Source organism: Bradyrhizobium sp. CCBAU 11386 (assembly GCF_028128955.1).
In the GTDB taxonomy this organism is placed as follows: domain Bacteria; phylum Pseudomonadota; class Alphaproteobacteria; order Rhizobiales; family Xanthobacteraceae; genus Bradyrhizobium.
Genome location: NZ_LBKA01000244.1, coordinates 21,683 through 46,259, shown reverse-complemented (window position 1 = coordinate 46,259; position 24,577 = coordinate 21,683). Strand labels below are relative to the sequence as shown.

Annotated in this window: 27 protein-coding genes and 2 pseudogenes; 19 read left to right on the top strand and 10 right to left on the bottom strand. The window is 65.2% G+C overall.

Going from position 1 to position 24,577, the window contains the following annotated elements; translation table 11 throughout:
- Positions 1-37 precede the first annotated feature (37 nt).
- The 7 genes from htpG to XI09_RS28475 all read left to right on the top strand — a co-directional run bounded on the left by htpG (position 38) and on the right by XI09_RS28475 (position 7,258).
- Positions 38-1,912: a molecular chaperone HtpG gene (htpG, locus tag XI09_RS28505; RefSeq protein ID WP_271569792.1), complete on the top strand. Its 1,875-nt coding sequence runs from the start codon at positions 38-40 to the stop codon at positions 1,910-1,912.
- A 206-nt stretch (positions 1,913-2,118) separates the two neighbouring features.
- The gene (locus XI09_RS28500) at positions 2,119-2,394 is read left to right on the top strand and encodes a DUF3551 domain-containing protein (protein ID WP_271569791.1); all 276 of its coding nucleotides are present in this window, start codon (positions 2,119-2,121) and stop codon (positions 2,392-2,394) included.
- 230 nt (positions 2,395-2,624) lie between these two features.
- The gene (locus XI09_RS28495) at positions 2,625-4,439 is read left to right on the top strand and encodes a long-chain-acyl-CoA synthetase (RefSeq protein ID WP_271569790.1); all 1,815 of its coding nucleotides are present in this window, start codon (positions 2,625-2,627) and stop codon (positions 4,437-4,439) included.
- 152 nt (positions 4,440-4,591) lie between these two features.
- The gene (locus tag XI09_RS28490; RefSeq protein WP_008135396.1) at positions 4,592-4,837 is read left to right on the top strand and encodes an acyl carrier protein; all 246 of its coding nucleotides are present in this window, start codon (positions 4,592-4,594) and stop codon (positions 4,835-4,837) included.
- Complete coding sequence (locus XI09_RS28485; RefSeq protein ID WP_271569789.1) at positions 4,824-6,206, top strand: class I adenylate-forming enzyme family protein; 1,383 nt, start codon at positions 4,824-4,826, stop codon at positions 6,204-6,206. The genes XI09_RS28490 and XI09_RS28485 overlap by 14 nt, the downstream gene beginning before the upstream one ends.
- Entirely contained in the window at positions 6,199-6,921 is a 723-nt protein-coding gene (locus XI09_RS28480) for an SDR family NAD(P)-dependent oxidoreductase (RefSeq protein WP_271569788.1), read from the top strand. The genes XI09_RS28485 and XI09_RS28480 overlap by 8 nt, the downstream gene beginning before the upstream one ends.
- A 127-nt stretch (positions 6,922-7,048) precedes the next feature.
- A complete protein-coding gene (locus tag XI09_RS28475) occupies positions 7,049-7,258 on the top strand; it encodes a hypothetical protein (protein WP_271569787.1) in 210 nt (69 codons plus the stop codon).
- A gap of 4 nt (positions 7,259-7,262) precedes the next feature.
- Here XI09_RS28475 and XI09_RS28470 read toward each other — a convergent pair whose 3' ends face one another.
- Positions 7,263-7,661, bottom strand: a complete 399-nt coding sequence (locus tag XI09_RS28470; RefSeq protein WP_271569786.1) for a hypothetical protein — start codon at positions 7,659-7,661, stop codon at positions 7,263-7,265.
- Positions 7,662-7,913: 252 nt separating this feature from the next.
- A pseudogene (locus XI09_RS28465) lies at positions 7,914-8,429 on the bottom strand (DUF3095 family protein); the annotation flags it as partial.
- On the opposite strand from XI09_RS28465, the pseudogene XI09_RS28460 reads away from it, so the two are divergent.
- Positions 8,397-8,756 (top strand): annotated as a pseudogene (locus tag XI09_RS28460) (DUF3095 family protein); the annotation flags it as partial. The pseudogenes XI09_RS28465 and XI09_RS28460 sit on opposite strands and share 33 nt — an antisense overlap.
- 4 nt (positions 8,757-8,760) lie before the next feature.
- Here XI09_RS28460 and XI09_RS28455 read toward each other — a convergent pair.
- From XI09_RS28455 to XI09_RS28445, 3 genes are all read right to left on the bottom strand, one after another.
- Complete coding sequence (locus XI09_RS28455; RefSeq protein ID WP_271569785.1) at positions 8,761-9,195, bottom strand: DUF2147 domain-containing protein; 435 nt, start codon at positions 9,193-9,195, stop codon at positions 8,761-8,763.
- 92 nt (positions 9,196-9,287) lie between these two features.
- Positions 9,288-10,673, bottom strand: a complete 1,386-nt coding sequence (locus XI09_RS28450; RefSeq protein ID WP_271569784.1) for an MATE family efflux transporter — start codon at positions 10,671-10,673, stop codon at positions 9,288-9,290.
- A gap of 81 nt (positions 10,674-10,754) precedes the next feature.
- Complete coding sequence (locus XI09_RS28445; RefSeq protein WP_271569783.1) at positions 10,755-11,282, bottom strand: GNAT family N-acetyltransferase; 528 nt, start codon at positions 11,280-11,282, stop codon at positions 10,755-10,757.
- Between the two features lie 244 nt (positions 11,283-11,526).
- Between XI09_RS28445 and XI09_RS28440 the strand changes: the two genes are divergently transcribed.
- From XI09_RS28440 to XI09_RS28390, 11 genes are all read left to right on the top strand, one after another.
- Positions 11,527-12,123, top strand: a complete 597-nt coding sequence (locus XI09_RS28440; protein WP_014491764.1) for a superoxide dismutase — start codon at positions 11,527-11,529, stop codon at positions 12,121-12,123.
- A 272-nt stretch (positions 12,124-12,395) separates the two neighbouring features.
- On the top strand, positions 12,396-13,007 hold the full coding sequence (locus XI09_RS28435; protein WP_271569782.1) for a permease: 612 nt from the start codon (positions 12,396-12,398) through the stop codon (positions 13,005-13,007).
- Positions 13,004-13,504, top strand: coding sequence for a hypothetical protein (locus XI09_RS28430; protein ID WP_271569781.1), 501 nt, complete (start codon positions 13,004-13,006; stop codon positions 13,502-13,504). The genes XI09_RS28435 and XI09_RS28430 overlap by 4 nt, the downstream gene beginning before the upstream one ends.
- 43 nt (positions 13,505-13,547) lie before the next feature.
- Complete coding sequence (locus XI09_RS28425) at positions 13,548-13,784, top strand: hypothetical protein (protein WP_271569780.1); 237 nt, start codon at positions 13,548-13,550, stop codon at positions 13,782-13,784.
- 2 nt (positions 13,785-13,786) lie between these two features.
- Positions 13,787-14,542, top strand: coding sequence for a metal ABC transporter ATP-binding protein (locus XI09_RS28420; RefSeq protein WP_271569779.1), 756 nt, complete (start codon positions 13,787-13,789; stop codon positions 14,540-14,542).
- Between the two features lie 6 nt (positions 14,543-14,548).
- Complete coding sequence (locus XI09_RS28415) at positions 14,549-15,418, top strand: metal ABC transporter permease (RefSeq protein ID WP_271569778.1); 870 nt, start codon at positions 14,549-14,551, stop codon at positions 15,416-15,418.
- A 5-nt stretch (positions 15,419-15,423) separates the two neighbouring features.
- A complete protein-coding gene (locus XI09_RS28410; protein ID WP_271569777.1) occupies positions 15,424-16,287 on the top strand; it encodes a metal ABC transporter solute-binding protein, Zn/Mn family in 864 nt (287 codons plus the stop codon).
- 54 nt (positions 16,288-16,341) lie between these two features.
- Positions 16,342-17,391 carry a CobW family GTP-binding protein gene (locus tag XI09_RS28405; protein WP_271569776.1) on the top strand — a complete coding sequence of 350 codons (1,050 nt, stop codon included), beginning with the start codon at positions 16,342-16,344 and terminating at the stop codon, positions 17,389-17,391.
- A complete protein-coding gene (locus XI09_RS28400; RefSeq protein WP_271569775.1) occupies positions 17,391-18,410 on the top strand; it encodes a WD40 repeat domain-containing protein in 1,020 nt (339 codons plus the stop codon). Before XI09_RS28405 ends, XI09_RS28400 begins: the two co-directional genes overlap by 1 nt.
- A 30-nt stretch (positions 18,411-18,440) precedes the next feature.
- A complete protein-coding gene (locus tag XI09_RS28395; protein ID WP_271569774.1) occupies positions 18,441-19,157 on the top strand; it encodes an MgtC/SapB family protein in 717 nt (238 codons plus the stop codon).
- Positions 19,158-19,258: 101 nt separating this feature from the next.
- Positions 19,259-19,591, top strand: a complete 333-nt coding sequence (locus XI09_RS28390) for a hypothetical protein (protein ID WP_271569773.1) — start codon at positions 19,259-19,261, stop codon at positions 19,589-19,591.
- A gap of 115 nt (positions 19,592-19,706) precedes the next feature.
- On the opposite strand, the gene XI09_RS28385 is transcribed toward XI09_RS28390, so the two are convergent.
- The 5 genes from XI09_RS28385 to XI09_RS28365 all read right to left on the bottom strand — a co-directional run bounded on the left by XI09_RS28385 (position 19,707) and on the right by XI09_RS28365 (position 24,526).
- Entirely contained in the window at positions 19,707-21,149 is a 1,443-nt protein-coding gene (locus XI09_RS28385; protein WP_271569772.1) for a homospermidine synthase, read from the bottom strand.
- Between the two features lie 48 nt (positions 21,150-21,197).
- Entirely contained in the window at positions 21,198-21,587 is a 390-nt protein-coding gene (locus tag XI09_RS28380) for a RidA family protein (protein WP_271569771.1), read from the bottom strand.
- Between the two features lie 148 nt (positions 21,588-21,735).
- On the bottom strand, positions 21,736-22,323 hold the full coding sequence (locus XI09_RS28375) for a GNAT family N-acetyltransferase (RefSeq protein WP_271569770.1): 588 nt from the start codon (positions 22,321-22,323) through the stop codon (positions 21,736-21,738).
- A 146-nt stretch (positions 22,324-22,469) separates the two neighbouring features.
- Complete coding sequence (locus tag XI09_RS28370; protein ID WP_271569769.1) at positions 22,470-23,612, bottom strand: type III PLP-dependent enzyme; 1,143 nt, start codon at positions 23,610-23,612, stop codon at positions 22,470-22,472.
- Positions 23,613-24,274: 662 nt separating this feature from the next.
- Positions 24,275-24,526, bottom strand: a complete 252-nt coding sequence (locus XI09_RS28365) for a hypothetical protein (RefSeq protein ID WP_135175473.1) — start codon at positions 24,524-24,526, stop codon at positions 24,275-24,277.
- Positions 24,527-24,577: the final 51 nt, after the last annotated feature.

The following is a 24,577-nucleotide window of genomic DNA, read 5'->3' as shown; positions in this document are numbered from 1 at the left end:
ATCCCGGTTTTCCCCTTTTGATTGACCGGGTAAACGCATGACGACGTCAGATACGGCTGTGCATACGCAGCCCTTCCAGGCCGAGGTTTCCGAGCTGCTGCACCTCATGGTGCACTCCGTCTATTCGGAGACCGACATCTTCCTGCGCGAGCTCGTCTCCAACGCCTCGGATGCCTGCGACAAGCTGCGCTACGAGGCGATCGAAAGTCCGGCGCTGCTGGGCGAGGGCGACGCGCTCAAGATCCGTATCATCCCGAACAAGACGACCGGAACGCTCACGATCGCCGATAACGGCATCGGCATGGAGCGGCAGGAGCTGATCGACCATCTCGGCACCATCGCCCGTTCCGGCACCAAGGCGTTCGTCTCGAAGCTGAAGGAGGCCAAGGACGGCCTCGGCCTGATCGGCCAGTTCGGCGTCGGCTTCTATTCCGCCTTCATGGTCGCCGACAAGATCATCGTGGTCAGCCGCCGTGCCGGCGAGAGCGACGTCTGGAGCTGGACGTCCTCCGGCGGCTCCGGCTTCGAGATCGCGCGGGCCAGCGAGGAAGACGCGGCGCGCGTGACACGCGGCACCGAGATCGTCCTGCACCTGAAGGACGACGCCAAGAAATATCTCGAGACCTTCGAGATCGAGCGCATCGTCGGTGCCTATTCCGACAACATCCTGTTTCCCATCGAGCTCGTGCCGGAAGAGGGTGAGCCGCGCCAGATCAATTCGGCGAGCGCGCTGTGGCAGCGCTCAAAATCCGAGCTCACGGCAGAAGACTACAAGAAGGTCTATCAGCAGATCGCCTCCGCCTTCGACGATCCCGCGATGACGCTGCACTACCGTGCCGAGGGCCGCTACTCCTACGCCGTGCTGCTGTTCGCGCCCTCGACCAAGCCGTTCGACCTGTTCGAGCCGAACCGCAAGGGCCGGGTGAAGCTCTACGTCCGCCGCGTCTTCATCACCGACGATGCCGACCTCTTGCCGGGTTATTTGCGCTTCATCCGCGGCGTGGTCGACAGCGAGGATCTCCCCCTCAACATCTCCCGCGAGATGTTGCAGAACAATCCGCAGCTGGCCCAGATCCGCAAGGCCGTGGCGACACGCGTCGTGTCCGAGCTCGAAAGCCTCGCCGAGAAGGACGCGGAGAATTTTGCCAAGATCTGGGACGCCTTCGGTGCGGTTCTGAAGGAAGGCATTTACGAGGATTTCGAGCGCCGCGAGAAGCTGCTGGCGCTGTCGCGCTTCACCACGACGTCAGGCGAGAAGCGGTCGCTGAAGCAGATCATCGCCGATTTCAAGCCGAACCAGACCGAGATCTATTATCTGGTCGGCGAGAGCATCGAGCGGCTGAAATCCAATCCGCGGCTGGAAGCCGCGACCGCGCGCGGCATCGAGGTGCTGCTGCTGTCCGATCCGGTTGACGCGTTCTGGACCTCGATGCCGACGGAGTTCGAGGGCAAGCCGTTGAAGTCGCTGAGCCAGGGCGATCTCAACCTCGACCTGATCCCGCGCGTCGACGACAAGGACGAAGCGAAGAAGGACGAGCCCGAGGCGGATGAAGCCGCCACCATCGCCGTGATCAAGGCCGCGCTCGGCGAGCGCGTCAGCGACGTCAAGGCTTCGACGCGCCTCACGAGCTCCGCCTCCTGCCTCGTCGCCGACAGTCAGGGCCCGAGCCGCGAGCTCGAGCGCATCCTGGCGCAGCAGAACCGCGGCATGCGCACCAAGCCGATCCTCGAGATCAATCTGCGCCACCCCCTGGTCACCGCGATCACCAGGGCGCAGGCCGGCTCGAAGACGGTCGACGATCTCAGCCTGCTCCTGCTCGAGCAGGCGCAGATCCTGGATGGCGAATTGCCGGAAGATCCGGCGGCGTTTGCGGCGAGGCTGAACCGGCTGGTGCTGCAGGGGCTCGGCTAGCCGCTACGCGTCAGGCCGGGGTAAGTCCCGGCCGTGACGCCTGCGGGTCTGTGCAAGGTAACCGGCAAGACGTTCGCGTCCATACAGCGCACCGTACTCACCTTGCCGTCATATGTCCTCAGGAACGGTCGCCTCCGGCGCGGTGTTATGCCATACGAGGTCGCCGGCATCAGAGTCGCCGGCGCCACCGATACGAGGATTTCTCCATGCGCCTGCCCTTCCTGACCCTCACCGCGATCTTCACGCTGCTGGGCGTAGCGGATGCCAGCGCGCAGAGATACGATCCGGCCTATCCCGTCTGCATGCACCGCTACACTGGCGGCGGCCTCGGCGGCGGGGGCGGTGACTATTTCGACTGCTCCTTCACCTCGTTGCAGCAATGCCGTGCCACGGCGTCAGGGCTCGCCGCGACGTGCGACGTCAATCCTTATTACGCCTTTAACGGGCCGCCGCCGCGCCGGCGCCACAAGACGGTGCACTAGCGATCCGCACAGATCGCCCGATTGCGCAAGCCTGTCGGTGATGCGGCATCAGCCGCATCGTCGTCGATTTTGCCATCGCAAGGATCACGCCAGGCCGCACGCCGATCCCATCGGCTTGGTAAAGGATGACTAGAGTTAATCGCGCACTAACCGGCTTTTACCTTGTCTCTTAACACCTGGGCAGGGCGCGCGGACTAAGCTGCCGGAACCAGCAGACACGTTCCGAAAGCATGAACGGCATGACCACCGGCGTCATCGAGCAACCGAAGGCCGCGCGCGCGCCATCGGCATCAAAGATCTGGCTGAAGGCGATCGAGCTCACCGCGCGGATCGAGACGCTGCCGGGCCGGCTGTTTGCCGACGTCATCGACGATTGGGCGCAGCGTCAGCCCGATCGCGTTGCGCTGGTCACGGATGACGCAACGCTCGACTACGAAGGTCTGTCGAAACGCATCAACCGCTATGCGCGCTGGGCGCGCTCGGTCGGCGTCGCCAAGGGGGACACTGTCGGCCTGATCCTGCCGAACGGCATCGACTATGTCGCCGCCTGGCTCGGCATCAGCCGCGTCGGCGGTGTGGTCGCGCTGATCAATACCAAGCTCGTCGGGCAGTCGCTCGCGCATTGCCTCGATGTTGCGAGGCCCCTGCACATCGTCGTCGCACACGACCTGGCGGAGACGCTGGAGAGTGCGAAGCCGCATCTGAAGACCGAGGCCAAGGTCTGGACCCATGGCGATGCCCGCAGCGAGCGTGCCATCGATGTCGCGCTTGCCGCGCTCGACGACGCCCCGCTTTATCCCGAAGAGCACGGCGACGTCACCATCGATGATCGCGCGCTGCTGATCTACACGTCCGGCACCACAGGCCTGCCCAAGGCCGCCAGCATCAGCCATCGCCGCATCCTCAATTGGGGCTTTTGGTTCGCCGGCCTCACGGGCGCCGGCCCACAGGATCGGCTCTACGATTGTCTGCCGCTATTCCACTCGGTCGGCGGCATCGTCGCGCCGTGCAGCATGCTGGCCGCCGGCGGCTCGGTGGTCATCGCGGACAAATTCTCGGCCTCGAATTGCTGGCCCGACATCGTGCGGCACGACTGCACGCTGTTCCAGTATATCGGCGAGCTCTGCCGCTATCTGCTCAAGGCGCCGCCGTCGGAATACGAGAACCGCCATCGGCTGCGGCTCGTCTGCGGCAACGGCCTGCGCGGCGACATCTGGGAGGGCTTTCAGACCCGCTTCGCCATTCCCCGCATCCTCGAATTCTATGCGGCGACCGAAGGCAATTTCTCCCTGTTCAACGTCGAGGGTCAGCCGGGCGCGATCGGCCGCATCCCGCCGCTGCTCGCGCATCGTTTCCCTGCGAGCCTCGTCAAGCTCGACCCTGATAGCGGCGCGCCGTTGCGCAATGAACAGGGTCTTTGCATTGCCTCCGCCCGCGGCGAGGCGGGCGAAGCCATCGGCCGCATCGGCACGGCGGACCAGGGCGGCGGCCGCTTCGAGGGCTACACCGACGCCGGCGAGACCGAGAAGAAGATCCTGTGCGACGTCTTCGCCAAGGGCGATGCCTGGTTCCGCACCGGCGATCTGATGCGGCTCGACGACAAGGGCTTCTTTCATTTCGTCGATCGCATCGGCGACACTTTTCGCTGGAAGGGCGAGAACGTCGCGACCTCGGAGGTCAACGACGCCGTGCGCGATTTTGCCGGCGTCATCGACGCCACCACTTACGGCGTCAGCATCCCCGGCACTGATGGCCGCGCCGGGATGAGCGCGATCGTCGCGAACGAGGGGTTTGACGTCGCGGCATTGCCTGCGCATCTCGCACGGCGCCTGCCGGCTTACGCCCGCCCCGTCTTCATCCGCATCTCACGCGAGCTCGATGCGACCGAGACGTTCAAGCAGAAGAAAGGCGAGCTCGCGCGCGAGGGATTTGACCCCGGCGCGATCTCCGATCCGCTGTTCATGCTCGATCCGAAGTCGGGCGCCTATGTCGCACTCGATTCCGGCGCCTATGCGCAGATCGCGGGTGGTACGATCAGGCTCTAGCGGAACCAAAATCCGGAGATAGGTCCAATTTTATCTGAATTGTCCAAGAAGCCATTTACTTCTGTCGGGTAAACAGACGGCCATGGGGAGGCGGTCATCAAGAGCCGCCGCAAGACATCCGATCGATTAACAAAGCAAGAGGCAAGCCAGTCATGTCGGTGAGGTCCAAGGTCATTGAAGCGATCCAGCAGATCGCCAGGGAACAGCACGTCACGCTTCCCGCACTCTCGGACGATCTGTCCCTGCACGAGACGGGTTTCGACTCGCTCGCCTTCGCGATCCTCGTCGCTCGGCTCGAGGACGAGACCGGCGTCGATCCCTTCACCATTTCCGAGGACGCAGCGTTCCCCGCCACGGTCGGCGATTTCGTGCGGGCCTACGAAAATGTCCCCGCGTGAGATCTTTGCACTTCGCGGCCATCTCGGCGCGGAGCTGAAGGGCCGCACGCTGTCGGACGCGCACGATGTCGTGTCGCTGACCGACATTCTGTCGCAGACGGTTTTGGGTGGCCGCCTGCGCGAGCTGTCCGGCCGCGCCGTGCTGCTCAAATTGTCCGACCAGCTCCGGTCGGGCCTTGCCATGATCGAGCTCGACGGCATCGCCCGCCGCATGCTGCTGTGTCCGCCCGATCTCAACCCGACCTATTTGGACGCGCTGATCGCGGATGCCGGGATCGATGCCGTCGTCACCGACGAGCCCGATCGCTGGGCCGAGACCCGCGTGCCGCTGATCGTCACCGCACAATTGCCGCTTCAAACCACCGCGACCGCGCAGACCGAGCGCGCCACCGAATGGCTGATGCTCACCTCGGGCACGTCAGGCGTGCCGAAGATCGCCGGCCATACGCTGGAAGCGCTGACCGGCGCGATCGTCGCCGAAGGCTCCGCGCGTGGACCCGCGCCGGTCTGGGCGACGTTCTACGACATTCGCCGTTATGGCGGCCTCCAGATCTTCCTCCGCGCCATTCTCTCCGGCGGCTCCATGGTGCTGTCGGATCCGCATGAGGCCCTCGCCGATCACATTACGCGGCTGAATGCGCGCGCGGTCTCTCACATCTCCGGCACGCCCTCGCACTGGCGCAAGCTTCTGATGAGCGGCTCGGCCGCGCAATTCGCGCCGGCTTACGTCCGTCTCTCCGGCGAGATCGCCGACCAGGCGGTGCTCGACGGCCTGAAGGCGGCGTTCCCGAATTCCTCCGTCGGCCATGCCTATGCCTCGACCGAGGCCGGCGTCGGCTTCGCCGTCAACGACGGGCTCGAAGGCTTTCCGGCCGATTATCTCGGCAACCGCAACGGCGTCGAGATGAAGGTCGTGGATGGCTCGCTGCGCATCCGCTCGACGCGTACGGCACATGCCTATATCGGCCGCAACGCCGCCGCGCTCACCGATGATGACGGATTTGTCGACAGCGGCGACATTGTCGAGCTGCGCGGCGACCGCTATTATTTCGTCGGCCGCCGCGGCGGTATCATCAATATCGGCGGGCTGAAGGTCCACCCCGAGGAGATCGAGGCTGTCATCAATCGCCATTCCGACGTGCGGATGTCGCGGGCCAAGTCGCGAAAGAGTCCGATCACCGGCGGCATTGTCGTCGCCGACGTGATCCTCGCCGACGGCACCGATCGGGCGCGCGTGAAGGAGATTCGCGACCAGATCCTGGATCAGTGCCGCGCCCAGCTCGCTTCCCACAAGGTGCCGGCGGTGATCCGCTTCGTCGAGACGCTCGACGTCACCCCGGCCGGAAAACTGGCGCGCACCGATGCATAATGTCCTCGTCACCGGCGGCAGCCGCGGTATCGGCCTTGCGATCGGCAAGCGTCTGGCTGGCGCCGGCTACAACGTGATCGCGGCGGCGCGGCGCGAGAGCGACGAGCTCAAGGCGGCGATCGCCGAGTCCGGGGGGCTTCTGCATTTCCGCGCCTGCGATCTCGCCGTGATCGACGCGATTCCCGCTTTCGCAAAACTCGTGCGTGACGAATTCGGCCCGATCTACGGCCTCGTCAACAATGCCGGCCTCGGCACCGAAGGCCTGCTTGCGACCATGCACAATTCCGAGATCGAGGCGCTGGTGCAGCTCAACGTGCTGTCGCCGATCATCCTCACCAAATATGTCGCGCGGCAGATGATGGCGGACGGCGCCGGCCGCATCATCAACATCTCCTCGATCATCGCGACCACCGGCTATAACGGCCTGTCCGTCTATGGCGCGACCAAGGCCGCCGCCACCGGCTTCACCCGTTCGCTCGCGCGCGAGGTCGGCAAGCTCGGCATCACCGTGAACGCGATCGCGCCTGGCTTCATCGACACCGAGCTGACCCACAATCTCTCCGACGAGGGACGCAAGCGCATCGCGGGCCGAAGTGCATTGCGCCGGCTGCCGGAAACGGAAGACGTCGCACGCATGGTGGAATATCTGCTCGGCGAGGGCGGCCGCAACGTCACGGGCACCGTGTTCACGGTCGACGCCGGGAATACGGCGTAAAGCGGAACCTCGCCGCCACAATTGCGTTGATCCGGCACAATGACATTCAACCGGATTTGGTCGTAAGATGCCCCGCAGTCGATTGGAGTACGTCAATCGATCTGCCCCAATCGACAGGGAGCAGTGCATGACCATGCCAAACATGACCGCGTCAAATCAGGGCCGGACGGAGCAATCGCGCGCGAAGCCGGACGACGTCCGTTGTCCGCCGATGACGCATCAGAATTCCGGCGACCACGGTCACGAGATGTATCCGCAGCAATTTGTGCGCTTGGTCGGCTGCCATGACGCCTCTCTCGACGCCTTGCGCAAGCGCGAGGATGAAAAGCTGCACTAGTCGCTCACGTCCGGTGCTTCGGCAAGTCAATCCGTTCATGTGAGAATTCCGGCGGCCCTTCGGTGAGGCGGCGGATACGGCGTTCGCGTTCGTCCTCCGGCAATGCGGCATCGAGCAGCCCCTCGATCTCGTGCACCGCGAGCTCCTCGGGCCTGGTCGCGTCGGAGGCGACCGTGGACGCTGATGCCGGTGCGGCAGGCGCAATCCTCAGGCCGAGCTCGACCAGCTTGCAGATCGCATCCGAGCGCGACAGTTGATGGGCCTCGGCCCAGGCATCGACGGCGGCGGTCAGCATCTCCGGCATCTTCACCGCACTGACCGCATCGAGCCCCGTGCGTCGGCGTACCGGCGAGGTGGAGTCCTTGTTGCCAAAATCAGACACCCGATCATCCCGCGCAACCATTTCAGATAATTCAACCGTAAACGTCATTTGCGGCCGGCTGTTTGATGCCGATCAATGACGAACTGCGGCATTGCGGCGCGGTGCGATCTTGTTGTCCGCCTCCATTTCGGCCAATGATCGCGTCGGCCGGCGAACCCGGATCGATCCTGCCACGTATTTCTCCTGGACGCGTCCCAACCATTCGGCATCATCCGATGACATCAGGCGAATCCTTCTATGGCGGCATTCCCGTCTTCCGCGGCTTCACCAGCCTGACAGGCCGGACAAATCCGGCTGCGTGCCGGCCGGCGCCGCAGCGACGGCGAACTCGCCGCGCTTCATCGCGGCGTCGGCCCAGGCAAGCCCGCCGCCGGAGAACATCGCATAGGACAGGTTCGCCGACGGACCAAAGCGGGCGACGCGCACGTCGAGACCTTGCGCCCGGATCGCACTCACCGGCACCAGCGCAACCCGCATCGTCAGATCGAGATCCTCCCGCACCCAGGTCGCGGTCGCAGCCAGCGCGTCACGGGCGCGATCGAGATCGCCGGGCGCGACCGCAAAGCTGGCGCCGTCACCGCCGAACACGAAGGGGAATTCACGTCCCTCCAGCGCATTGGTCACCGCCGCGATCACGGCGGCGCCGGCCATGTTGACCGCCTTGTAACGCTGCGCCGCGATCGCCTTGGTGGAATCGACAATGTCGGCGACACCGATGCTCCAGTCGTCCGGCAGCGGCGCATAGAGCGCGGGGTCGCCGGCGTGCTGGCCTATACGCTGTTCGCCTATCTGATCATGCGCTTCGACATCAAGGTCGGCGGCTTCGTGCCCAACCTCTACAAACGTCAGGTGGTCGAGAACTCGGACTTCAGGAAATATGACGACGGCCTGCGCATGATCCTCGACTGCACGGCCGAGCTCGAACGCGCCCTCAGCGATCGTCTCGCGGCTGCCGCGCGCGACGGCATCGTTCGCTACGGCCTCTACCAGCAGGACGCCGCGATGATGACCTGCTTCACGCCGTCGGCGTTGCGCAGCGATCACGTGCACTTCATCGACGGCGCGCGGGGCGGCTATGCCTCGGCGGCGACGGCCCTGAAGGCGATGATGGCTTGAAGCGCTAGCGTCCCGCGCGCGTCCAGGTCTCGCCGCCGCAGAGCGCGCCGACGCAGCCCTCGACCCGCAGCGAGTCTGCACCCGTGACCGTGACGCTGCTCGCATAGGTGCTGCCGTCGTCGGCATTGTAGATCTGGCCCGACCATTTGTTCGGGCCGGACGACTGCATGCCGTTGAACAACGGCAGGCCGATCATCGGGCGCCTCGCCAGCGCGGGATTGGGATTCTTGCTGTCGGTGGCGGGCTGGCCGGTCGCGGTGTCGGTGGGCTCGCGCAGCCAGACGATGACGCCGCAGATGCCGCCGCCGCATTTGCTGACCTTGACGCGGGCATCGCCGGCCTGCGTGAGCCAGGTCCCGTCGGCGCTTTGCGCTTGGGCGGTGGTCGCGCCAAGCAGCGCAGCCAGAAGGACGATGAGAGCAGCGAATCTGGAAGTCATGGAAAGGCCCCGAAATGGAGCGCCTCCATAGCAGCCCAGCAGGATAGTGCAACGCTGGATGGAATCACATTCCCGCGCTTATTTGCCTGCGCTCATTTGCCCCAGCGCGCGAAAGCGACAGAGGCCGCGGTCGACAATCCGAACACGACCATGGCGCCGCCGACCAGCGCGAACAAGGTCCAGGCCGGCGCCTGCGCCATCATGAGGCCGATGCCGCCGATCGCGACGATCAAAAGCCGCGCGGTGGAGGCCAGCACCGGTCCGCCGACGCGCGCCGCGCCCTGCGAAGAGAAGTACAGCGACACGCCCATGCCGAAGAACGCAAAGGCCGGGCCGGCCCAGTGGAAATAGCTGTGCGCGGCGGCGGTGACGCCGGGGTCGGCCGTGAAGAGCGACACCCACAACGCGGGATCGAGCGCGATGACGAACCCGATCAGGCCGACGGCGAGGCCGGACGCCGCGGCTGCGGTCCACGCCACGCGCCGTGCGCGCTTCACATGTCCGGCGCCGATCGCCATGCCGACCATCGGCACCGAGGCGATGCCGATGGCAAAGGTGATCGGAATCAGCAGAAATTCCAGCCGCGAGCCGATGCCGTAACCCGCCAGCATCTCGGTGCCGAACGTTGCCAGAATCTTCGTGAAGATCAGGATGGTGAGCACGGTCTGGAGCGGCGAGAGGCAGGCGACCGCGCCGACCCTGAGAATGTCCAGAAACATCGCGCGCTCAAAATGAAACGCGCGGAGATCAAGTGGCAGCCGGCTGCGGCCGGACAAGAGATACCAGAGGAAGAAGACCGCGGCGCAGCTGAATGCGATCAACTGGCCGGCGGCGACGCCCGGCATGCCGAATTGCTTCACGCCGAACAGGCCGAGCCCCAGCGTGCCGCCGAGCGCGATCTGGAGCACGCTCGCCCCGATCAGCGTCATCGAAGGCAGGCGCATGTCGCCGGTGCCGCGGATCACCGAGGCCAGCGTGTTGACGAGCCAGATCGCGACCGCGCCGGAGAACAGCACCTGCGAATAGCCGCTGGCTTCCTCGAGCACGCGCTCGCGGCCGCCGAGCAGCGTGAAGAACGAGCGGCCGAAGACGAGCATCATCACCGTGAAGAACAGCCCGCCACCGAGGCCGATGATGGTGGCATGCAGCGCCAGCGTCGCGGCGCGGCCGCGATCCCCGGCGCCGAGGGCGCGGCTGATCGCGGATGAGACGCCGCCGCCCATTGCGCCCGCGCTCATCATCTGCGTCAGCATCGCGAACGGAAACACCAGCGCGATCGCGGCGAGCGGGATGGTGCCGAGCCGGCCGATATAGGAGGTCTCGGCGATCGCAACCAGCGTGCTGCCGACCATGGCGATCATGTTGGGAATCGCGAGCCGTAGCAGCGTCGGCAGGATCGGCGCCGTCAGCAGGCTGGCGATGGGGGAGGCGACCGGTGCACGCGGCGGGGCGGCGTCTATGGGGGCGTCGATCGTCATGTTCACCGGGCGGAATATTGAATGATGATCGACATATTACAAGGCGCGCGGCTGGCGCGCCAGCCGCGCCTCACGCAGGGCTCACCAGGGCAGGCCGCAGAGGTCGATCGTGCCCAGCGTCGGCGCGCGGACGATGTCGAACACGAAGGGCGCCATATGGGTGAAGCGGATCCGCCCCTCCGGCTGGTCGCAATAGACCTCGCCCGTGAAGGGTTGCCATTTGCGAGCCTCGTAGAACGCGACATTGTGCGGCTCGCAGAACAGCAGCGCGAAGCGGACCGCCTCGTTGGCCCGGATGGTGTGCACCGCCGCGTCGATCGCCATGGTGGCGTAGCCGCGGCCGCGCCGGTCCTCGCGGGTGCAGACCCCGCCGATGCCGCCGATGTGAACCTTCTGTCCATTCCAGGTGACAGTGCGGAAGTAGATGCCGACGTGGCAGACGAGACCGTCCTCGGGCGTCTCGATCAGCACGCGAAGGTCGGCATTGGCCCATTTGACGTGGCTCCACGACGGTTTCTCGGCGGCGTCGCGTCCCCAGACCGCGCTGAGCAGGGGCTGTGCGATCGGCCACGCGGCGTCGCCGTTCAGGATGTCGATCTCGATGCTCATTGCTCTCTCTCTTCGCGTCTCCGCTTCGTGGTGCGTTCGTTCTGCCATAAGCGCTTCAAAGGCAATGATATTTTGCGGCGAACCGCCACGCCCGATCGGATGTCCGCGTGCTGCGACGATTTTATGCAATCCGGCCAAGCGGCCGCATCACGCCTTTTCGCAAATTGACGGTATTTAACGGCGACGGAACCTTCTATAAGGGGTGACCGTTAGAACGTTCCCCACCAGTTGCGGACAAGAACCCATGACCTTTACGCTGCCCCCACTCCCTTACGCCTATGACGCCCTCGGCCAGTTCATGTCGAAGGAGACGCTCGAATTCCACCACGACAAGCATCATCAGGCCTACGTCACCAACGGCAACAACGCGCTCAAGGGCACCGAATGGGAAGGCAAGTCCCTTGAGGAGATCGTCAAGGGCTCGTTCGGCAAGAATCCCGCGGTGTTCAACAATGCCGGCCAGCACTACAACCACATCCATTTCTGGAGCTGGATGAAGCCCAATGGCGGCGGCACCAAGCTGCCCGGCAAGCTCGAGAAGAAGATCAACGAGGACCTCGGCGGCTTCGAGAAGTTCAAGACCGACTTCCAGGCGGCCGGCGTCGGCCAGTTCGGCTCCGGCTGGTGCTGGCTCCAGGTCAAGAACGGCAAGCTCGAAATCTCCAAGACCCCGAACGGCGAGAATCCGCTGGTGCACGGCGCCACCCCGATCCTCGGCTGCGACGTCTGGGAGCACTCCTACTACATCGACTATCGCAACCGCCGTCCGGACTATCTCAAGGCGTTCGTCGAGAACCTCGTGAACTGGGAATACGTCGAGTCCCTGTTCGACAAGGCGTAAGGCTTTACTCAGTCATTCCGGGGCGGCGCGTTAGCGCCGAGCCCGGAATCCATCGGGCGTCAATCCGCGTGGACAAATGGATTCCGGGCTCGCGCTTCGCACGCCCCGGAATGACAGAAAGGCGGTCGCATGCGCGGCCGCCTTTTTGCTGTGCGGAATTGATTGAATCAGTCCTGCGCCATGCGCGCATCGGTCTGTGATCGTACCGTTTGCATCGCATGGACGGCACCCTTAATCAGAACGGGCATCACCATCGAGCCGACCCGAGCCCGTTGTCAGACCCTTCCCCGAAAGACCCGGCGCCTGCCGAGGACGCGGAATCCGAGCCGCGGCCGGGCCGTGTGCGCAAGCCGATCGGCTGGTCGACGATCATCATCGCGGCCCTGGTGGCGGTCAGCGCGGCGCAGGTCTGGCGGCGTGACGGCACCGGCGGCGTTCTCGACATTCTCACCCACGACCTCTCGCTGTTCGGCGGCATCCTGCCGCGCGTGCTGGCCGGCTGCCTGCTCGGCGCCTTCATCTCCGAGATCCTGCCGCACGAAAAAGTCTCGCGCTCGCTCGGGCCGCAATCCGGCCTGAAGGGCCTTCTGATCGGCACCGCCTTCGGCGCGATCCTGCCGGGCGGGCCCTTTACCGCTTATCCGGTGGCGAGCGCGCTGCTGGCGGTCGGCGCCGATTTCGGCGCCACCATCGCCATGGTCGTGAGCTGGACCCTGATCGGCTATGGCCGGGCGGTCGCCTGGGAAATCCCGATCATGGGCACCGATTTCACGCTGTGGCGGATCGTGATCTCGCTGCCGCTGCCGGTGCTCGCAGGCAGCCTCGGCCGCTTCGTCTATGTCCGGCTCTATCCGAAGCGCGCGAGCGACGAGGAGGCGAATTGAGCGCGGCGCTCCTGATCGACATCCTGCTGTGGGGCTCGGTGTTCGGCGTCGGCCTGATCGCCTTTCGCCGCGGGCCTCCGGTGTTCAAGGCCTCGCTGCGCGAAGGCTCGATGGACTTCATCAACATCGTGCCGCGGATTGCGCTGGGCGTGATCGGCTCGGGCTATATCGCCGCCATCATTCCGCAGGAGGTGATCACCGGCTGGCTCGGACCGGACAGTGGCTGGTTCGGGGTTGCGACCGCCGTGGTCGCCGGCGCCGCCACGCCCGGCGGCCCGGTGATCGGCTTTTCCATCGGCACGGTGGCGTTGAAGTCGGGCGGCGGGGTGCCGCAGGTGGTCGCCTATGTCGTCGCCTGGGCCCTGTTTGCCTTCCAGCGGGTGATTTTGTGGGAAATCCCGTTCATGCCGGCCCGTTTCGTTTGGTTCCGCTGCGCCGTCTCGGTGCCGTTCCCGTTCGTGGCGGCCGCCATCGCGATGGTGATCGGCAAGCCCTGAGCCCGGCGTGGACAGGCGTAATGTTATAATATAACGTCTTGGCATGGTTCCCGCCGCGTCCCACGCCCACCATCACGACCATGCCCACGGCCATTCCCATTCCCATGGGCATTCGCACGGGCACGACCACACCCATGCCCATGTCCATGATGCGGCCACACCGCATCCGGCCCAGGCCGCGACCTGGTCGATCCTGCGCATGACCATGGCGGGCCGCCTTGGCGCGGCGGTCGCCGTTTGCGCCGTGCTCTGGGGCATCGTCTTTCTCGCGATGAGGTGACCATGGCGGCGCTGCATTTCCACAACGTCACACTCGGTTACGACCGGCATCCGGCCGTGCATCATCTCAACGGCGAGGTCGCGCCAGGTGCGCTGGTCGCCGTGATCGGCCCGAACGGTGCCGGCAAATCGACCCTGCTGCGCGGCATCGTCGGCATCCTCAGGCCGCTCGACGGCAGCATCCATCTCGGCGGGCTCGACTCCCGCGACATCGCCTATCTGCCGCAGAGCGCGGAGATCGACCGCAGCTTCCCGATCTCGGTGTTCGACTTCGTCGGCACCGGGCTGTGGCGCGGCACCGGCCTGTTCGGCGGCATCGGCAAAGCCGCACGCGAAAAAATCCTCCGTGCGATCGCGTCCGTCGGTCTCAATGGCTTCGAGAACCGCCCGATCGGCACGCTCTCCGGCGGCCAGATGCAGCGCGTGCTGTTCGCGCGCGTGCTGCTCCAGGATGCGCGGTTGATCGTGCTCGACGAGCCCTTCAACGCCATCGACAGCAAGACCACGACCGACCTGCTTGCGCTGGTGAAGCACTGGCATGGCGAGGGCCGCACCTTGCTCGCCGCGCTGCACGACATGGAGATGGTGCGCAGCCATTTCACCGAGACCCTGGTGCTGGCGCGGGGCCCTGTGGCCTGGGGCCCGACGGCGGAGGTGCTGACGCCGGAAAACCTCGTCGTCGCGATGCGGATGTGCGAGGCGTTCGACGACAGCGCCGCGGCCTGCGCGGCCGACGATGCCCGCTCGCGGGCGGCGTGACGCCCCATGCTCCATGACGCGCTGATCGGTCCGTTCACCGAATTCGAGTTCATGCGGCGGGCGCTTGCCGCCGTCATCGCGCTGTCGCTGGCGGGCGCGCCGATCGGCGTATTCCTGATGCTGCGGCGGATGAGTCTCGTCGGCGACGCCATGGCGCACGCGATCCTGCCCGGTGCTGCCGTCGGCTTCCTGCTCTCCGGTCTCAATCTGTTTGCGATGACGGCCGGCGGCCTGATCGCGGGCTTTGCGGTCGCGATCCTCGCCGGCGTGGTCGCACGCTCGACCGGGCTGAAGGAGGACGCCTCGCTCGCGACCTTCTACCTGGCCTCGCTGGCGCTGGGGGTTACCATCGTCTCGATCAAGGGCACCAATATCGACCTGCTGCACGTGCTGTTCGGCAACATCCTCGCGATGGACGACCAGACGCTGCTGGTGGTCGCCTTCAACGCCACGGTGACGCTGCTGGTGCTGGCCGTGATCTACCGCCCGCTGGTGATCGAGAGTGTCGATCCTCTGTTTCTGCGCACCGTCAGCCGGGCCGGGGGACCTGCGCATCTCGCCTTCCTCGCGCTCGTCGTGATCAACCTCGTCAACGGCTTTCAAGCGCTCGGCACGCTGCTGGCGGTGGGTCTGATGATCCTGCCGGCCGGCATTGCGCGATTCTGGTCGCGCGATCTCACGGTGATGATCTGCATCGCGGTCGTCGCTGCCGCGGTCTCGGGCTATGCCGGCCTCGTGCTGTCGTTCCAGACCCGCGTGCCGTCGGGCCCTGCGATCATTCTGGTCGCGACGGTGCTCTACATCGTCTCGGTGCTGTTCGGCCGCGTCGGCGGCATCGTCCGGCAGTTGTTTCCCGGCCGGCATCTGGAAGCGTGACGGCGATGCGCTTCCTTCCGCTCCTTGCCCTGCTGCTGATCGCCTCGCCGCTGCACGCCGCGGAACGGCTCAACGTCGTCGCCAGCTTCTCGATCCTCGGTGATTTCGTCCGCAACGTTGGCGGTGACCGGGTCAGCGTCACGACGCTGGTCGGCGCCGACAGCGACGTCCATGTCTATACGCCGGCGCCAAGCGATGCGAAGCGGATCGCGGACGCAAAGTTCGTTGTCGTCAATGGGCTCGGCCTCGAGGGCTGGCTGCCGCGCCTCGTGCAATCCTCCGGCAGCAAGGCAACCGTCATCACCGCCAGCGCCGGCATCGCGCCCCTGAAGCTCGGCTCGGCTGCAGATCCGCATGCCTGGCAGTCCGTCCCCAACGCCAAGGTTTACGTGACGGATATCGCCAACGCGCTGGCCGCGGCCGATCCTGATGACGCGGAGTTCTTCCGCGCCCAGGCCAAGGCCTATCTGGAAAAGCTCGAAACGCTCGACCGCGAGGTGCGCGAGGCCGTTGCGAAAATTCCGCCCGAGCGGCGCAAGGTGATCTCCACCCATGACGCCTTCGGCTATTTCGCCGCCGAATACGGTATCCGGTTCATCGCGCCGCTCGGCGTCTCCACCGAAACCGAGCCCAGCGCGCGGGACATCGCCGCCATCATCGGCCAGATCAAGGTCCAGAAAATCCCGGCCGTTTTCCTGGAGAATATCAGCGACGACCGCCTGATCCGGCGGATCGCCGCCGAGACCGGCGCAAAGGTCGGCGGGACCTTGATTTCGGACGGTTTGACGGGTGAAAAGGGGCCTGCCCCCACTTACATTGACATGGTCAGGCACAATATAAAGGCCCTGACCAGCGCGCTTGACCACTAGGGCAGGGGCCACCCCGCCTCGCGTCGCGCGGAAAAGCCCGACCCCGGAGTAGTTATGTCTGAAGCGACCTCTCAGAAAATTCCCGTGACCGTTCTGACCGGCTATCTCGGCGCCGGCAAGACCACGCTTTTGAACCGCATCCTGTCGGAAAACCACGGCAAGAAATACGCCGTCATCGTCAACGAATTCGGCGAGATCGGCATCGACAACGACCTCATCATCGGCGCCGATGAGGAAGTGTTCGAGATGAACAATGGTTGCATCTGCTGCACCGTGCGCGGTGATCTCGTGCGCATCATGGACGGGCTGATGAAGCGCAAGGGCAAGTTCGACGCCATCATCGTCGAGACCACCGGCCTTGCCGATCCGGCGCCGGTGGCCCAGACCTTCTTCGTCGACGAGGACGTGCAGAAGAACGCGCGCCTCGATGCGGTGGTCACGGTTGCCGACGCCAAATGGCTGTCCGACCGTCTGAAGGACGCGCCCGAGGCCAAGAACCAGATCGCCTTTGCCGACGTCATCGTGCTGAACAAGACCGACCTCGTCACCAAGCCCGAGCTCGCCGAGGTCGAGGCCCGCATCCGCGCCATCAACCCCTATGCGAAGCTGCACCGCACCGAGCGCTGCTCGGTGGCGCTGGCCGACGTGCTCGATCGCGGCGCCTTCGACCTCGACCGCATCCTCGACATCGAGCCGGACTTTTTGGAGGCCGACGATCATAATCACGACCATGATCATCACCATCACGGCCACGATCATCACCACCACCATGATCACGGCCACGGCCTGAAGCACTATCACGACGAGGACATGCAATCGCTGTCGCTCAAGACCGACAAGCCGCTCGATCCGAACATGTTCATGCCCTGGCTCCAGAACCTGGTGCAGGTCGAGGGCGGCAAGATCCTGCGCTCCAAGGGCATCCTCGCCTTCCACGACGACGACGACCGCTACGTCTTCCAGGGCGTCCACATGATGCTGGAGGGCAACCACCAGCGGAAATGGAAGGACGGCGAGCCGCGCGAGAGCCGCCTCGTCTTCATCGGCCGCGAATTGCCGGAAGACCTCATTCGCCAGGGTTTTGAGAGCTGCATCGTCTCGTGATGAAAGAGTTTACGCCGGCCCCCGATTCCGCCTCGATCGTCTCCGTCACCGACCGCGTCAAGCCTGTCGCGCTCGGCATGGGCGTGACGTCGGTGCATTTCCTCGGTGACCGCGCCGCCTTCGTCGGCGGCGAGGAGAATGTCGCGTTCGTCGACAGCAAGGGCGAGATCACCACCGTCGCCGTGCACAGCGGTGGCATTCTCTCGACCGCGTCCGACGGCAAGCGCCTCATCATGGGCGGCGACGACGGCAAGGTCGTTGCGCTCGATGCCAAGGGCGAGGTGACGCTGCTCGCCACCGACCCGAAGCGCCGCTGGATCGACGCGGTGGCGCTGCATGCCGACGGCGCTTTTGCCTGGTCGGCCGGCAAGACGGCGACCGTCAAGAGCGGCAAGCTAGAGGAGAAGTCGATCGAGGTGCCCTCGACCGTCGGCGGCTTGGCGTTCGCGCCGAAGGGCCTGCGGCTCGCGATCGCGCATTACAACGGCGCGACGCTGTGGTTTCCGAACATGGCGGCGACGGCCGAATTCCTGCCCTGGGCCGGCTCGCATCACGCGGTCACCTTCAGCCCGGACAACAAATTCCTGGTCACCGCGATGCACGAGCCGGCGCTGCACGGCTGGCGGCTCGCCGACAACAGGCACATGCGCATGACCGGCTATCCCGGCCGCGTCCGCTCGATGTCCTGGAGCGCGGGCGGCAAGGCGCTCGCGACCTCGGGCGCCGACACCGTGATCCTGTGGCCGTTCGGCAGCAAGGACGGTCCGATGGGCAAGGAGCCCGCGATGCTCGCGCCGCTCCAGGCGCGCGTCTCGGTCGTCGCCTGTCATCCGAAGAACGACATCCTCGCCGCCGGCTACAGCGACGGCACCGTGCTGATGGTGCGGCTCGAGGATGGCGCCGAGATCCTGGTCCGCCGCAATGGCACGCCGCCTGCGGCGGCGCTCGCTTGGAACGCCAAGGGCACGCTGCTGGCGTTTGCGGACGAAAATGGGGACGGCGGCCTGCTGGAGCTTTAATCTGTCATCGTTCCGGCCGTATAGGGGTCCATGCGGTTTCTGACGACCTTCCAGCTTGCTGATTTCGCCGACACGCTGGTCAGCCTGTTCACGGCCTTCGTGCTGGGCACGCTGATCGGCGCCGAGCGGCAATACCGCCAGCGCACCGCGGGCCTGCGCACCAACGTGCTGGTCGCGGTCGGGGCTGCCGCCTTCGTCGATCTCGCCATGCACCTGACCGGCGCGGACGGCGCGGTGCGGGTGATCTCCTATGTCGTCTCCGGCATCGGCTTCCTGGGGGCCGGCGTCATCATGAAGCAGGGCATGGACGTGCGCGGGCTCAACACCGCGGCGACGCTGTGGGCCTCGGCCGCGGTCGGCTCCTGCGCCGGTGCCGACATGGTCGCGCAGGCGGCCGCGCTGACCGTGTTCGTGATCGCCGGCAACACCATGCTGCGCCCGCTGGTCAACGCCATCAACCGCATTCCGCTGAACGAGAAGACTTCGGAGGCGACCTACTATTTCAAGCTTGCGGTGGCGGCGGACGCCTTGCCCGACATGCGCGATCGGCTCGTCGAGAAGCTCGAGGCTGCAAAATATCCGGTGGCCGATATCGACGTGGTCGAGATCGGCGAGGATGTTCTGGAGATCGTCGCAAAGCTGGTCGCGACCGCAGTCGACCCGAACGAGCTGAACAATGTGGCGACTGACCTCCAGCATCTGCCGGGCGTGCGCCACGCCACCTGGGAAGTCAGCACAACGGACTGAGCCCGGCGTTTGGGCGCGCAAGCGTGCGGTTCCAGCCTTGCCCGGCACGGAACCGCGGTCGGGCAACTTCGTTGATCCCCCGGACAAAGGCGGTGATCGATATGCCCGGCCAAAATAACAAGCGCAGACTGAAATTCGACCTGATGATCGCCTGCTCGCTGTTCGCAGCCGGCGTCGTGGTGTCAGGCCTATCGCTGGCGCAGATCCGGGCACAGAGCCGGATGGAGCTGGCGCAGGCGACAGGGCCGCTCCAGGGCACGCCGTCCGACGATCAGAGCAAGACTCCGGCTGAATCAAAGCCCGGCGGTGATCGGCCGACCACGCCGGCGCCCGAGCCCGCGCGCCCCGATCCGCAGACGCAGGGCGCGGCCACCAAGCCGGCGCTGCCGCAGGCGCCCGCCGAGAAGATCGCGCCGCCGATCAGGGAGAAGTAGCGGACTCGTAGTTGCAGCGTCATGGCCGGGCTTGTCCCGGCCATCCACGTTCTCGGAGCTGCAGAAAGAAAGTTCGTGGATGCCCGGGACAAGCCCGGGCATGACGGCTGAGTTGTCACCGCACCAGAATATTCCGGAACTGCCAGGGATCGCTGGTATCGATATCTTCCGGAAACAGTCCCGGACGATCCGTCAGCGGCGTCCAGTCGGTGTAGAAGCCCTTCACCGGGCCGAGATAGGGCAGCTGGATTTCCAGCAGGCGATCGAAATCCATCTCGTCGGCTTCGACGATGCCCTCGTTCGGGTTTTCCAGCGCCCACACCATGCCGCCGAGCACGGCGGAGGTCACCTGCAGGCCGGTGGCGTTCTGATAGGGCGCGAGTTTGCGGGTCTCTTCGATGGAGAGCTGCGAGCCGTACCAGTAGGCATTGTTGTCATGGCCGAACAGCAGCACGCCGAGCTCGTCGATGCCGTCGACGATTTCGTTCTCATCGAGGATGTGGTGCTTTTCCTGCATCTTCGCCGCGCGGCCGAACATTTCATGCAGCGACAGCACGGCATCGTCAGCCGGATGATAGGCATAGTGGCAGGTCGGCCGATAGACCGCCGTACCGGAGGCGTCTCGCACCGTGAAGTAATCGGCGATCGAGATCGACTCGTTGTGGGTGACGAGGAAGCCGTACTGCGCGCCGCGGGTCGGGCACCAGGTGCGCACGCGGGTATTGGCGCCGGGCTGCATCAGATAGATGGCGGCGCCGCAGCCGGCTTCGTGGGTGCGCGCATTTTCGGGCATCCATTTTTCATGGGTGCCCCAACCGAGTTCGGACGGCTGCACGCCTTCCGACAGGAAACCTTCCACCGACCAGGTGTTGACGAAGACATCAGGCTCTTTCGGCTTCTTGGAGCGCTGGGTGTCGCGTTCGGCGATGTGGATGCCCTTGATGCCGGCCTGCCGCATCAGGTCCGCCCATTCGGCCTTGGTCTTCGGCTTGGGGGCATTGAGCTTGAGGTCGGCGGCGACATTGAGCAGCGCCTGCTTGACGAAGAAGGAGACCATGCCGGGATTGGCGCCACAGCAGGAGACGGCCGTGGTCGAGCCTGCGGGGCGCGCCCTCTTGGCGGCCAGCGTCACTTCGCGAAGGGCGTAGTTGGAGCGCGCTTCCGGGCCCTTCGACGAATCGAAATAGAAGCCGAGCCAGGGCTCGTTGACGGTATCGATATAAAGAGCGCCGAGCTCGTTGCAGAGCTCCATGATGTCGGTGGAGCCGGTATCGACCGAGAGATTGACGCAAAAGCCCTGGCCGCCGCCTTCCGTGAGCAGCGGGGTCAGCAACTCGCGATAATTGTCCTTGGTCACGCCCTTCTGGATGAAGCGGACATTGTGCTTCTCGCAATGTGCCCTGCGGCCCTCGTCCTTGGGATCGATCACGGTGACGCGCGACTTGTCGTAATCGAGATGCCGCTCGATCAGCGGCAACGTGCCTTTGCCGATGGAGCCGAAGCCGACCATGACGATGGGGCCGGTGATCTTCGCGTAGATCTGCGAGGCAGGGCTCATGGGATGGTTTCTCCAGAAAGTGCTGGCGGACAAAATGGTGAGGGGGGATCAGGCGCTGCGGCGCTTGGCGGTGACTTCGATCTCGACCTTCATCTCGGGCTTGGCGAGGGCCGTGACGACCAGCAACGTCGCAGCCGGTCTGATGTCACCGAGAACCTCGCCGCAGACGGCGAAGTGGGCATCCACGTAGCTAGCGTCGGTGACGTAGTAGGTCGCACGGACGATATCGGCCATCTCGAATCCGCCCTCCTTCAGGGCGGCTTCGATGGTCTTGAAGCAGTTGCGTGACTGGCTCGTGACATCGGCCGGCATCGTCATCGTCGTGTAGTCATAGCCGGTGGTTCCCGCAACGAAGGCGAAATCGCCGTCGATCACGGCGCGGCTGTAGCCGACAGTCTTCTCGAGGGGAGAGCCGGTAGAGATCAGGCGACGGGACATGGTTTGGACCTCGACTGAAAGAGGTGTTTCGCGGGGGTTAAAGGGCGTTTCCGGGGCCTGCGCAACCCCAAAGGAATAGAGCTCAGCGCAGGCGCGGCCGGGCGTTGCCGTTCAATGCGGCTTCGGTCGTCGCCATCATGGCAATCCCTTAGGCCGCGTGCGCCTGGAGGGGGCGAACTACCCTCCGTTTGGGCAGGGCCGCGCCGGTTGGGACGATCATCCCCTTGGCGCCATCCAGCGCACCGGCCTGGAATTCAATCGCCAGCAGGCGGTCGCGCTCGAACGGGCCGGGCAGCATCAGTGCGCCGGTCTTCTCCGCCGAGAAGCCGAAGCGGGCGTAGTAGGGGGCATCGCCGAGCAGGATCACGGCGGCATGCCCGCGCGCCCGGGCGGCGGCCAGCGCTTGTTGCATCAGCGCGGCGCCGATCCCGAGCTCGCGGCAGGCAGGGTCCACCGCCAGCGGTCCGAGGACCAAAGCGGGCCTGCCTCCGGCGCTGACGTGCCACAGCCGCACGGTTCCCACGAGTGTCCCCTCGCGCACAGCCGACAGGGCAAGGCCTGCGGCAGGTGCACGTCCATCGCGCAGGCGCTGGCAGGTGCGGCCATGGCGGTTCTCGCCAAAGCTGGCATCGAGCAGCGCTTCACGGGCGGCGACGTCGGCAGCACGTTCCGCACGGATCGCGAACGGAGCGGCTTTCGAAGTGAGGGCGGTCTGTGGCTTCCGAAAAGCAGTCATGGCGCGTCAGTCCCCGCTTGAACCGACGTGCGATCAGCACGCCGGCTCAAGGCGTCGTCAGAAATCAGAAATGTGAGGGAGGAGCCGGCAAGCCGGCTCCCGAGTTCGTCAGGCCTCAGACGGAGAGGCGGATCAGATGTGGCAAATCAGATGTGGTACGTCTTCAGCGGCGGGATGCCGTTGAATGCCACCGACGAGTAGGTCGACGTATAGGCCCCGGTGCCTTCGATCAGCACCTTGTCGCCGATCTCGAGCGTGACGGGGAGCGGATACGGGGTCTTCTCGTACAGCACGTCGGCGCTGTCGCAGGTAGGTCCCGCGAGCACGCACGGCGTCATGTCCGCGCCGTCATGGGCGGTGCGGATGGCGTAGCGGATCGACTCGTCCATGGTCTCGGCGAGACCGCCGAACTTGCCGATGTCGAGATAGACCCAGCGCACCTCGTCCTCGTCGCTCTTCTTCGAGATGAGCACGACCTCGGATTCGATGATGCCGGCATTGCCCACCATGCCGCGGCCCGGCTCGATGATGGTCTCCGGGATCTGGTTGCCGAAGTGCTTGCGCAGCGCGCGGAAGATCGAGCGGCCGTAGGTCACAACCGGCGGCACGTCCTTCAAATACTTGGTCGGGAAGCCGCCGCCCATGTTGACCATGGAGAGGTTGATGCCGCGCTCGGCGCAGTCGCGGAACACCTGCGAGGCCATCGCCAGCGCACGGTCCCACGCCTTCACCTTGCGCTGCTGCGAGCCGACATGGAAGGAGATGCCGCACGGCTCCAGGCCCAGGCGCTTGGCGACGTCGAGCACGTCGACGGCCATCTCCGGGTCGCAGCCGAACTTGCGCGACAGCGGCCATTCGGCGCCGGCGCAGTCATAGAGGATGCGGCAGAACACCTTTGCGCCGGGAGCGGCACGGGCAATCTTCTCGACCTCGGCGGCGCAATCGACCGCGAACAGCCGAATGCCGAGCGCGAAGGCGCGCGCGATGTCGCGCTCCTTCTTGATCGTGTTGCCGAAGGAGATGCGGTCGGGCGTCGCTCCAGCGGCCAGCGCCATCTCGATCTCGGCGACGGTCGCGGTGTCGAAGCAGGAGCCCATGGAGGCGAGCAGGGCCAGCACTTCCGGCGCCGGGTTCGCCTTGACGGCATAGAACACGCGGCTGTCGGGCAGCGCCTTGGCAAAGGTCTGGAAATTGTCGCGCACGACCTCGAGGTCGACGACGAGGCACGGCTCGGTGTCCCGGCCCTCGCTGCGGCGGTTGCGCAGGAATTCCTGAATACGTTCGGTCATAGCACTCTCCCAAACGGCCCAGCGACGGGGATCCGTTCAAAAAATGACGTCGGATAAGAGCGCTCTGGCCGGATTGCGCGATGGAGGCGCAACGAAGCCAAAAGACTCAAACCAGACTGTGCTGCCGTGGATTGGTTGGGAATTTCCCGCCCGCACACCTGGCAATGAAGGACAAGCCTTTTCAGTAGCCCGCGCCGGCGTTGGACTGCCGGTAGAGACCAAAAAAGCCCGATCCGTCGTTGCTTTAAGTCGCGTCCCCCGTTGAGAGCGGGGTGCGCCGGTTCGCCTCCGGCTGCCAGTCACGGTTGCAAAGAGCGAAGTCACCTTCGACAAGGCATCTCTTTGAGAGAGATGCTGGACGCTTCGGGTTCGCTTTGTCTTCTCGACTTCCGCGCTTCCGAAGAGCCCCTCGGCTTCTTCACCCCTTGGCGGCTGTCCGGCCTCTTGTCCGGATACCTACCGACTGACACACGACCACAGGCACGTGCGAAATTGGGCAAGACCGCACATAAGCGTTTTGACTCTGCTTCGCAAGAATTTTTTTAAGGCTGAGAACAGAATTGCCTAACATCTGCTTGCGCAGTGTGGCGCGAGCGACGCGGAAGATGAACGCGCGTTAAGTTTTCAAGCTTGCGCGCGTGTCTCTCGCGCGCGAGCGAGCGTCAGCCGCGCTTGGTGAAGGGCTCGACGCGCTGCGCTGCGCGGATGAACGCGGTCATCACCAGCACGCCGAGTGCGAACAGCACGGCCTGGAGGATGTGCGCGCCCTGATCGCCTAAACCGAACAGGATCGCGAGCGCCCAGCCGCCGGCAAAGGCCGCGCCGAACACCTCCGCGCCGATCAGGATGGCGGCGCTGATGACGGTGATGACGCTGGGCCAGACGATCTGGCGGGAGGAGGAAGGCGCGTTCATGGGGCTCAGGGGTCCGTGTCTTCGAGGGCCGCAATCTCTCCGAAAAGGCGG

Coding starts and splice junctions, on each gene's coding strand:
- htpG (WP_271569792.1), top strand. CDS start 38: ATGACGACGTCAGATACGGCTGTGCATACGCAGCCCTTCCAGGCCGAG.
- XI09_RS28500 (WP_271569791.1), top strand. CDS start 2,119: ATGCGCCTGCCCTTCCTGACCCTCACCGCGATCTTCACGCTGCTGGGC.
- XI09_RS28495 (WP_271569790.1), top strand. CDS start 2,625: ATGAACGGCATGACCACCGGCGTCATCGAGCAACCGAAGGCCGCGCGC.
- XI09_RS28490 (WP_008135396.1), top strand. CDS start 4,592: ATGTCGGTGAGGTCCAAGGTCATTGAAGCGATCCAGCAGATCGCCAGG.
- XI09_RS28485 (WP_271569789.1), top strand. CDS start 4,824: ATGTCCCCGCGTGAGATCTTTGCACTTCGCGGCCATCTCGGCGCGGAG.
- XI09_RS28480 (WP_271569788.1), top strand. CDS start 6,199: ATGCATAATGTCCTCGTCACCGGCGGCAGCCGCGGTATCGGCCTTGCG.
- XI09_RS28475 (WP_271569787.1), top strand. CDS start 7,049: ATGACCATGCCAAACATGACCGCGTCAAATCAGGGCCGGACGGAGCAA.
- XI09_RS28470 (WP_271569786.1), bottom strand. CDS start 7,661: ATGGTTGCGCGGGATGATCGGGTGTCTGATTTTGGCAACAAGGACTCC.
- XI09_RS28455 (WP_271569785.1), bottom strand. CDS start 9,195: ATGACTTCCAGATTCGCTGCTCTCATCGTCCTTCTGGCTGCGCTGCTT.
- XI09_RS28450 (WP_271569784.1), bottom strand. CDS start 10,673: ATGACGATCGACGCCCCCATAGACGCCGCCCCGCCGCGTGCACCGGTC.
- XI09_RS28445 (WP_271569783.1), bottom strand. CDS start 11,282: ATGAGCATCGAGATCGACATCCTGAACGGCGACGCCGCGTGGCCGATC.
- XI09_RS28440 (WP_014491764.1), top strand. CDS start 11,527: ATGACCTTTACGCTGCCCCCACTCCCTTACGCCTATGACGCCCTCGGC.
- XI09_RS28425 (WP_271569780.1), top strand. CDS start 13,548: ATGGTTCCCGCCGCGTCCCACGCCCACCATCACGACCATGCCCACGGC.
- XI09_RS28420 (WP_271569779.1), top strand. CDS start 13,787: ATGGCGGCGCTGCATTTCCACAACGTCACACTCGGTTACGACCGGCAT.
- XI09_RS28415 (WP_271569778.1), top strand. CDS start 14,549: ATGCTCCATGACGCGCTGATCGGTCCGTTCACCGAATTCGAGTTCATG.
- XI09_RS28410 (WP_271569777.1), top strand. CDS start 15,424: ATGCGCTTCCTTCCGCTCCTTGCCCTGCTGCTGATCGCCTCGCCGCTG.
- XI09_RS28405 (WP_271569776.1), top strand. CDS start 16,342: ATGTCTGAAGCGACCTCTCAGAAAATTCCCGTGACCGTTCTGACCGGC.
- XI09_RS28400 (WP_271569775.1), top strand. CDS start 17,391: ATGAAAGAGTTTACGCCGGCCCCCGATTCCGCCTCGATCGTCTCCGTC.
- XI09_RS28395 (WP_271569774.1), top strand. CDS start 18,441: ATGCGGTTTCTGACGACCTTCCAGCTTGCTGATTTCGCCGACACGCTG.
- XI09_RS28390 (WP_271569773.1), top strand. CDS start 19,259: ATGCCCGGCCAAAATAACAAGCGCAGACTGAAATTCGACCTGATGATC.
- XI09_RS28385 (WP_271569772.1), bottom strand. CDS start 21,149: ATGAGCCCTGCCTCGCAGATCTACGCGAAGATCACCGGCCCCATCGTC.
- XI09_RS28380 (WP_271569771.1), bottom strand. CDS start 21,587: ATGTCCCGTCGCCTGATCTCTACCGGCTCTCCCCTCGAGAAGACTGTC.
- XI09_RS28375 (WP_271569770.1), bottom strand. CDS start 22,323: ATGACTGCTTTTCGGAAGCCACAGACCGCCCTCACTTCGAAAGCCGCT.
- XI09_RS28370 (WP_271569769.1), bottom strand. CDS start 23,612: ATGACCGAACGTATTCAGGAATTCCTGCGCAACCGCCGCAGCGAGGGC.
- XI09_RS28365 (WP_135175473.1), bottom strand. CDS start 24,526: ATGAACGCGCCTTCCTCCTCCCGCCAGATCGTCTGGCCCAGCGTCATC.